This window comes from Hydrogenophaga sp., assembly GCF_051007235.1.
GTDB lineage: Bacteria > Pseudomonadota > Gammaproteobacteria > Burkholderiales > Burkholderiaceae_C > Hydrogenophaga.
In genome coordinates this window covers 1-2,123 of sequence record NZ_JBPCSJ010000471.1, presented here as the reverse complement: position 1 = coordinate 2,123, position 2,123 = coordinate 1, and the positions used below count along the sequence as shown (strand labels likewise).

Here is a 2,123-nt window from a genome sequence, read left to right as displayed (position 1 = left end):
GCCTTGACCCGAACACTCCAGCAGGTGGCCCACGGTCAGGCCCTGGGCCAGCCGGTCCAGCCCCGCCGCGTCGGTGGCGTTCAGGTCCCAGCCCAGGTGGTTGGCGATCGGTCCGAGGAACAGCGCCGCGTCGGCCACCCGGCCGGTGATGACGATGTCGGCGCCCAGGTCCAACGCGCGCACGATGGGCGCTGCGCCGAGGTAGGCGTTGCCGAACACCAGCCGCTCGCGCACCGCCGCCACCGGTTCGCCGGTGAACAGGTGGGCCAGCGCCGCGTCGGGCATGGCAGGGTCTTGCAACTGGGGCAACACGTCGTCACCGCTCACCACCGCGATGCGCGGCTGCCAGCCCTTGACCGCCAGCGCCGCCCGTACCGCCTGTGCCGCGCCCTGCGGGTTCAGCCCGCCCGCGTTGCAGACAAAGCGAACGCCGCGCGCCTGCATCAGCGGCCACAGGCGCAGCAGCATGGGCACCACGTCGCGCGCGTAGCCCAGGGTCGGGTCGCGCTGGCGGTCTTTCTGCAGGATGGCGAGCGTCAGTTCGGCCAGGTGGTCGCTGGCGATGAACTGCACCTCGCCGCGTTCGATGCTGGCGACCACGGGCTCCCAGTGGTCACCATAGAAGCCGAGGCCGGCGCCGATGCGGATCGATGTCATGCGGCCAGCATAAGGGCATTCCCTATTTTTGCAAAGCAATCGCTTGGCAAAAATGAAGCGCGCGGCGACTGGCACCTGAGCGACCGACGCTGGGGTCTACCCTAGCGTCGGTTTCGAGCAAGGCCGATATAACCGCCGCACCACCGATGGACGGGACACCACACGATGTGCGGTGCCCAACGCCCACGACAAAAACAGGAGACCGCGCGTGCAATTGCTGCAACTGCTGATCAGCGGCGTCGCCCAGGGCTGCATCTACGGCCTGATTGCCCTGGGCTTCGTGCTGATCTACAAGGCCACCGAAACCGTGAGCTTCGCGCAGGGCGACCTGATGATGGTCGGCGCCTTCGGCGGCTTGCTGACCATGACGCTGCTGGGGTTTCCGTTCTGGCTCGCGGTCATCGCGTCGGTGGTGGGCATGGGCCTGTTCGGCGTGGTGGTCGAACGGCTGGTGATCCGCCCCATCCTGGGCCAGCCCGCCTTCTCCATCGTGATGCTGACCATCGGCGTGGGCTACGTGCTGCGCGGTGTCATCACCATGATCCCCAACATCGGCACCGACACCCACACCCTGGCCGTGCCTTACGCGGGCGAGGTGGTGCGCCTGGGCGCGCTGGTGCTCTCGGCCGAGCAGCTGGTGGTCATCGGCGTCACCGCCCTGCTGTGTGGCGGGCTGTTCGCGATGTTCAAGTACAGCAAGCTGGGCATCGCCATGCAGGCCGCGTCGCAAAACCAGCTGGCCGCCTACTACATGGGCATCCCGGTGCAGCGGCTCAACGGCCTGGTGTGGGGCCTGGCGGCCGGCGTGGCGGCCATCGCCGGCCTGCTGCTGGCCCCCATCACCTTCGTGCACGCCAACATGGGCTTCATCGGTCTCAAGGCCTTCCCGGCCGCGGTGGTGGGCGGCTTCGGCAGCCTGCCCGGTGCCATCGTCGGCGGCCTGGTGATCGGCATCGTCGAAGCCGTCTCGGGCTTCTACCTGCCCGAAGGCTTCAAGGACATCGCGCCCTACATCGTGGTGCTGCTGATGCTGGTGCTCAGGCCGAACGGTCTGTTCGGCGAGAAGCTTCGCAAAAAAGTCTGAGGCCGGCCACATGCGCTTTATTTTCAAGACCGACTACGACCAGGACATCCGCCTGGCCAAACACGGCGGCCATGTCTTCTGGTACGGCCTGCTGTGCGCTTTCCTGGCAGTGGCGCCCTGGGCGCTGCCCGAGTACTGGCTGGCGCAGCTGACCTTCGTACTGATCTACGCCGTCGTCGGCCTCGGGCTGATGCTGCTGGCCGGCTTCACCGGGCTGTTTTCGTTGGGGCATGCGGCGTTCCTCGGTGTCGGGGCCTACAGCCAGGCGGTGCTCACCAACCTGGGCCTGCCTTTCCCGCTGGCGCTGCTGCTGGCCGGGCTGCTGTCGGCGGCAGTGGGTGTGGTGGTGGGCCTGCCCGCCCTGCGGGTCAAGGGCATCTAC

General features: G+C 67.7%; 3 protein-coding genes. 2 read left to right on the top strand and 1 reads right to left on the bottom strand.

Going from position 1 to position 2,123, the window contains the following annotated elements; all coding sequences use genetic code 11:
• Positions 1-657 (bottom strand): acyclic terpene utilization AtuA family protein (locus ACR2JA_RS16665; protein ID WP_434010197.1); only part of this gene is annotated, 657 nt, incomplete at its 3' end.
• 208 nt (positions 658-865) lie between these two features.
• Here ACR2JA_RS16665 and ACR2JA_RS16660 point away from each other — a divergent pair.
• A complete protein-coding gene (locus tag ACR2JA_RS16660) occupies positions 866-1,741 on the top strand; it encodes a branched-chain amino acid ABC transporter permease (protein WP_434010196.1) in 876 nt (291 codons plus the stop codon).
• Positions 1,742-1,751: 10 nt separating this feature from the next.
• Positions 1,752-2,123: ABC transporter permease subunit (locus ACR2JA_RS16655; RefSeq protein WP_434010195.1), on the top strand; the 372-nt coding region annotated here is incomplete at its 3' end.